Source organism: Shigella sp. FC1661 (assembly GCF_001712525.1).
In the GTDB taxonomy this organism is placed as follows: Bacteria; Pseudomonadota; Gammaproteobacteria; order Enterobacterales; family Enterobacteriaceae; genus Escherichia; species Escherichia coli.
In genome coordinates, this window is record NZ_MDGW01000142.1 from 1 (window position 1) to 6,002 (window position 6,002).

Annotated in this window: 7 protein-coding genes and 2 pseudogenes; 8 read left to right on the plus strand and 1 reads right to left on the minus strand. The window is 55.9% G+C overall.

The features are described from left to right. From BFF42_RS27650 to nikR, 8 genes and pseudogenes are all read left to right on the plus strand, one after another. On the plus strand, positions 1-67 hold a 67-nt coding region (locus BFF42_RS27650), incomplete at its 5' end, for a hypothetical protein (RefSeq protein ID WP_241551019.1). Beyond that, a pseudogene (locus BFF42_RS09790) lies at positions 63-146 on the plus strand (4'-phosphopantetheinyl transferase AcpT); the annotation flags it as partial. The gene BFF42_RS27650 and the pseudogene BFF42_RS09790, both read left to right, overlap by 5 nt. 110 nt (positions 147-256) lie before the next feature. Beyond that, positions 257-1,831 (plus strand): nickel ABC transporter substrate-binding protein, encoded by a 1,575-nt coding sequence (nikA, locus tag BFF42_RS09795; protein WP_000953334.1) that lies wholly within the window; start codon positions 257-259, stop codon positions 1,829-1,831. Further along, positions 1,831-2,775 (plus strand): nickel ABC transporter permease subunit NikB, encoded by a 945-nt coding sequence (gene nikB / locus BFF42_RS09800; RefSeq protein ID WP_000947068.1) that lies wholly within the window; start codon positions 1,831-1,833, stop codon positions 2,773-2,775. The genes nikA and nikB overlap by 1 nt, the downstream gene beginning before the upstream one ends. Next, complete coding sequence (gene nikC, locus BFF42_RS09805; RefSeq protein WP_001008964.1) at positions 2,772-3,605, plus strand: nickel ABC transporter permease subunit NikC; 834 nt, start codon at positions 2,772-2,774, stop codon at positions 3,603-3,605. The genes nikB and nikC overlap by 4 nt, the downstream gene beginning before the upstream one ends. Next, positions 3,605-4,369, plus strand: a complete 765-nt coding sequence (gene nikD / locus BFF42_RS09810) for a nickel import ATP-binding protein NikD (protein WP_001136225.1) — start codon at positions 3,605-3,607, stop codon at positions 4,367-4,369. Before nikC ends, nikD begins: the two co-directional genes overlap by 1 nt. After that, positions 4,366-5,172 (plus strand): nickel import ATP-binding protein NikE, encoded by an 807-nt coding sequence (gene nikE / locus BFF42_RS09815; RefSeq protein ID WP_000173706.1) that lies wholly within the window; start codon positions 4,366-4,368, stop codon positions 5,170-5,172. Before nikD ends, nikE begins: the two co-directional genes overlap by 4 nt. Positions 5,173-5,177: 5 nt before the next feature. Continuing rightward, positions 5,178-5,579 carry a nickel-responsive transcriptional regulator NikR gene (gene nikR, locus BFF42_RS09820; protein ID WP_001190062.1) on the plus strand — a complete coding sequence of 134 codons (402 nt, stop codon included), beginning with the start codon at positions 5,178-5,180 and terminating at the stop codon, positions 5,577-5,579. An 84-nt stretch (positions 5,580-5,663) separates the two neighbouring features. On the opposite strand, the pseudogene BFF42_RS09825 reads toward nikR, so the two are convergent. After that, positions 5,664-6,002, minus strand: a pseudogene (locus tag BFF42_RS09825) (IS1-like element IS1B family transposase); the annotation flags it as partial.

Genomic DNA, 6,002 nt, shown 5'->3' on the forward strand with positions numbered 1-6,002 from the left:
ACGACGCTGCGACGTTCTGTTCGCCATGATGCGCGACGGGACTTTTTATACCCCGCAGGGGTCATAACATGCTTGACAACTTAATAGGGGCACCCCCCTTTACGCTCACCGCCGACAGTGTGCAATGGATCGATTCAGTTAACTGATCCGCCCACCCGACTGCCCATCTATTGATCCAGAACAGGTAATAAGTATGACGAATACTTAAAATCGTCATACTTATTTCCGCCATCTATTTTAATCCATTGGGGTTATCATGCTCTCCACACTCCACCGCACTCTATTTGCGCTGCTGGCTTGTGCGTCTTTTATCGTCCATGCCGCTGCACCAGATGAAATCACTACCGCCTGGCCGGTGAATGTCGGGCCACTAAACCCGCACCTTTACACGCCTAACCAGATGTTCGCCCAGAGCATGGTTTATGAACCATTGGTGAAATATCAGGCAGACGGTTCGGTGATCCCGTGGCTGGCAAAAAGCTGGACTCATTCAGAAGATGGTAAAACCTGGACCTTCACCCTGCGTGATGACGTGAAATTATCCAACGGTGAACCGTTCGATGCCGAGGCGGCGGCAGAAAACTTCCGCGCAGTGCTCGATAACCGTCAACGTCACGCCTGGCTGGAGCTGGCAAACCAGATTGTTGATGTTAAAGCACTCAGTAAAACAGAGCTGCAAATTACCCTGAAAAGCGCCTACTATCCTTTCCTGCAAGAACTGGCCCTGCCCCGTCCTTTCCGTTTTATCGCTCCCTCGCAGTTTAAAAACCATGAAACCATGAACGGAATTAAAGCGCCGATTGGCACCGGACCGTGGATTTTGCAGGAATCGAAACTGAATCAGTACGATGTCTTCGTCCGTAACGAAAACTACTGGGGCGAAAAGCCAGCGATTAAAAAGATCACCTTTAACGTCATCCCGGACCCGACTACCCGCGCGGTGGCGTTTGAAACTGGCGATATCGACCTGCTGTACGGAAACGAAGGGTTATTACCGCTCGATACCTTCGCCCGCTTTAGCCAGAACCCGGCTTACCATACCCAACTGTCACAGCCGATCGAAACCGTGATGCTGGCGCTTAATACCGCCAAAACCCCCACCAATGAGCTGGCAGTACGTGAAGCTCTTAATTACGCGGTAAACAAAAAATCGCTGATTGATAACGCGTTGTATGGCACCCAGCAGGTCGCCGACACCCTGTTTGCCCCTTCTGTGCCCTACGCCAACCTCGGCCTGAAACCGCGCCAGTACGATCCGCAGAAAGCGAAAGCGTTGCTGGAAAAAGCCGGTTGGACGCTGCCTGCGGGCAAAGACATCCGCGAGAAAAATGGTCAGCCGCTGCGCATTGAACTGTCGTTCATCGGCACCGATGCGTTAAGCAAATCGATGGCGGAAATCATTCAGGCTGATATGCGCCAGATTGGCGCAGATGTCTCGCTGATTGGCGAAGAAGAGAGCAGTATCTATGCTCGTCAGCGCGACGGTCGTTTTGGCATGATTTTCCACCGCACCTGGGGCGCGCCATACGATCCACACGCCTTCCTGAGTTCAATGCGCGTACCGTCGCACGCTGACTTCCAGGCACAGCAAGGATTAGCCGACAAACCGCTGATTGATAAAGAGATCGGCGAAGTGCTGGCGACCCATGACGAAACGCAACGTCAGGCGCTGTATCGCGACATTCTGACCCGTCTGCATGACGAGGCGGTTTATCTGCCTATCAGTTACATCTCAATGATGGTGGTATCAAAACCGGAGCTGGGTAACATCCCCTACGCGCCGATCGCCACCGAAATTCCGTTCGAACAGATTAAACCGGTGAAACCTTAATGTTGCGTTACGTATTACGCCGCTTTCTGCTGCTGATCCCGATGGTGCTCGCCGCCTCGGTGATCATTTTTCTGATGCTGCGCCTCGGTACCGGCGACCCGGCGCTCGATTATTTGCGTCTGTCTAACCTGCCGCCGACGCCGGAGATGCTGGCCTCTACCCGCACCATGCTCGGACTGGATCAGCCGCTGTACGTCCAGTACGGCACCTGGTTGTGGAAGGCGCTGCATCTTGACTTTGGTATCTCATTCGCCAGCCAACGCCCGGTGCTGGACGATATGCTGAACTTCCTGCCCGCCACGCTGGAACTTGCAGGTGCGGCGCTGGTATTAATTCTGCTCACTTCCGTACCGCTCGGTATCTGGGCGGCGCGCCACCGCGATCGTTTGCCGGATTTCGCCGTGCGCTTTATCGCGTTTCTTGGCGTGTCGATGCCCAACTTCTGGCTGGCATTTTTGCTAGTGATGGCGTTTTCGGTGTATCTGCAATGGCTACCCGCGATGGGCTACGGCGGCTGGCAGCACATCATTTTGCCTGCGGTTTCCATCGCCTTTATGTCGCTGGCGATTAACGCGCGACTGCTGCGCGCCAGTATGCTGGACGTCGCCGGTCAGCGTCACGTCACCTGGGCGCGGCTACGCGGCCTGAATGACAAACAGACCGAACGCCGCCATATTCTGCGCAATGCCTCGCTGCCGATGATCACCGCCGTGGGGATGCACATTGGCGAATTGATTGGCGGGACGATGATTATCGAAAACATCTTTGCCTGGCCTGGCGTCGGGCGCTATGCGGTGTCGGCGATTTTTAACCGTGACTATCCGGTGATTCAGTGCTTTACGCTGATGATGGTGGTGGTTTTTGTGGTCTGTAATTTGATTGTCGATTTGCTCAACGCCGCGCTGGACCCGCGCATTCGTCGTCATGAAGGAGCGCACGCGTGAACTTTTTCCTCTCTTCCCGCTGGTCGGTACGCCTGGCGCTGATCATTATCGCCCTGCTGGCGCTGATTGCGCTCACCAGCCAGTGGTGGCTGCCGTATGACCCCCAGGCGATTGATTTGCCGTCGCGCCTGCTTTCGCCGGATGCGCAGCACTGGCTGGGCACCGATCACTTAGGTCGCGATATTTTCTCGCGGCTGATGGCAGCGACCCGCGTGTCGCTCGGTTCGGTAATGGCCTGCCTGCTGCTGGTGCTGACATTAGGGCTGGTTATTGGCGGCAGCGCCGGGTTGATTGGCGGGCGCGTTGATCAGGCCACCATGCGCGTCGCCGATATGTTTATGACCTTCCCGACCTCGATTCTGTCGTTCTTTATGGTTGGCGTGCTCGGCACCGGGCTGACCAACGTAATTATCGCCATCGCCCTGTCGCACTGGGCGTGGTATGCACGCATGGTGCGCAGCCTGGTGATTTCACTACGCCAACGCGAGTTTGTGCTGGCGTCACGGCTTTCCGGTGCGGGCCATGTGCGAGTGTTTGTCGATCATCTGGCAGGCGCGGTGATCCCTTCGCTGCTGGTGCTGGCAACGCTGGATATCGGCCATATGATGCTGCACGTCTCGGGGATGTCTTTCCTTGGCCTCGGTGTGACCGCGCCGACCGCCGAATGGGGCGTGATGATTAACGACGCGCGCCAGTATATCTGGACCCAGCCGCTGCAAATGTTCTGGCCGGGGCTGGCGCTGTTTATCAGCGTGATGGCCTTTAACCTGGTGGGTGACGCACTGCGCGATCATCTGGACCCTCATCTGGTGACGGAGCACGCACACTAATGCCGCAACAGATTGAACTACGTAATATCGCGCTACAGGCCGCGCAGCCGCTGGTACACGGTGTATCGTTAACCCTGCAACGCGGGCGCGTGCTGGCGTTAGTCGGCGGTAGCGGCAGCGGGAAATCATTAACCTGCGCCGCGACGCTGGGCATTTTGCCCGCTGGCGTTCGCCAGACGGCGGGGGAAATTTTAGCCGATGGCAAAGCGGTTTATCCCTGCGCCCTGCGCGGCATCAAAATTGCCACCATCATGCAGAACCCGCGCAGCGCCTTTAATCCGCTACACACCATGCACACCCACGCGCGGGAAACCTGCCTGGCGTTAGGGAAACCCGCCGATGACGCTACGCTTACCGCTGCCATAGAAGCGGTGGGGCTGGAAAACGCCGCGCGCGTGCTGAAGCTGTACCCGTTCGAGATGAGCGGCGGCATGTTGCAGCGCATGATGATTGCGATGGCGGTGCTGTGTGAATCACCGTTTATCATCGCAGATGAACCGACCACCGACCTCGACGTGGTAGCACAGGCGCGCATCCTCGATCTGCTGGAAAGCATTATGCAAAAACAAGCGCCGGGAATGCTGCTGGTCACCCATGATATGGGCGTTGTGGCGCGTCTGGCGGATGACGTGGCGGTGATGTCACAAGGTAAAATTGTCGAACAGGGCGATGTAGAAACGCTGTTTAACGCCCCCAAACATACGGTGACGCGCAGCCTGGTTTCCGCTCATCTCGCCCTCTACGGTATGGAGCTGGTATCATGACCTTACTTAACGTCAGCGGCCTTTCCCATCACTATGCCCACGGTGGATTTAGCGGAAAACATCAACATCAGGCGGTGCTGAATAACGTTTCCCTGACCCTGAAAAGCGGCGAAACCGTCGCCCTGCTGGGACGCAGCGGCTGCGGAAAAAGCACCCTCGCGCGGCTGCTGGTAGGCTTAGAGTCTCCCTCACAAGGGAATATTAGCTGGCGCGGCGAATCGCTGGCGAAACTTAATCGCGCCCAACGTAAAGCCTTCCGCCGTGATATTCAGATGGTGTTTCAGGACTCCATCAGTGCCGTGAATCCGCGCAAAACCGTGCGCGAGATCCTGCGTGAACCGATGCGCCACCTGCTATCACTGAAAAAATCCGAACAACTGGCGCGCGCCAGCGAAATGCTGAAGGCGGTCGATCTCGATGACAGCGTTCTCGACAAACGCCCACCGCAGTTAAGCGGCGGCCAGCTCCAGCGCGTCTGCCTAGCACGCGCGCTGGCGGTCGAACCGAAATTGCTGATTCTGGATGAAACCGTTTCTAACCTTGATCTCGTGTTACAGGCGGGCGTCATTCGCCTGCTGAAAAAGCTGCAACAACAGTTTGGCACCGCCTGCCTGTTCATCACCCACGACTTACGTCTTGTAGAACGCTTTTGCCAGCGGGTGATGGTGATGGACAACGGACAAATCGTCGAAACCCAGGCGGTGGGAGATAAATTAACCTTTTCCTCTGACGCCGGACGTGTGCTACAAAACGCGGTATTACCCGCATTCCCCGTGCGCCGTCGCGCCACAGAAAAGGTTTAACGCAAATGCAACGAGTCACCATCACGCTTGATGACGATTTACTGGAGACGCTGGACAGCCTGAGCCAGCGTCGTGGTTATAACAACCGTTCCGAAGCTATCCGCGATATTCTGCGTAGCGCCCTGGCCCAGGAGGCCACTCAGCAGCACGGCACGCAAGGTTTCGCGGTGCTCTCCTATGTGTATGAACACGAAAAACGCGACTTAGCCAGCCGCATTGTCTCCACCCAGCACCATCACCACGATCTCTCCGTCGCCACGCTGCATGTGCATATCAATCACGACGACTGTCTGGAAATCGCCGTGCTGAAAGGTGATATGGGCGACGTGCAGCATTTTGCCGATGACGTTATCGCCCAGCGCGGCGTGCGGCATGGGCATTTGCAGTGCTTGCCGAAGGAAGATTGAGTTATTTCTGAAACGAGGAAAGAAAAGATATTAACTGAACTTAATTTATAAAATTAAGTTCAGTTGCATGGTAATGACTCCAACTTATTGATAGTGTTTTATGTTCAGATAATGCCCGATGACTTTGTCATGCAGCTCCACCGATTTTGAGAACGACAGCGACTTCCGTCCCAGCCGTGCCAGGTGCTGCCTCAGATTCAGGTTATGCCGCTCAATTCGCTGCGTATATCGCTTGCTGATTACGTGCAGCTTTCCCTTCAGGCGGGATTCATACAGTGGCCAGCCATCCGTCATCCATATCACCACGTCAAAGGGTGACAGCAAGCTCATAAGACGCCCCAGCGTCGCCATAGTGCGTTCACCGAATACGTGCGCAACAACCGTCTTCCGGAGCCTGTCATACGCGTAAAACAGCCAGCGCTG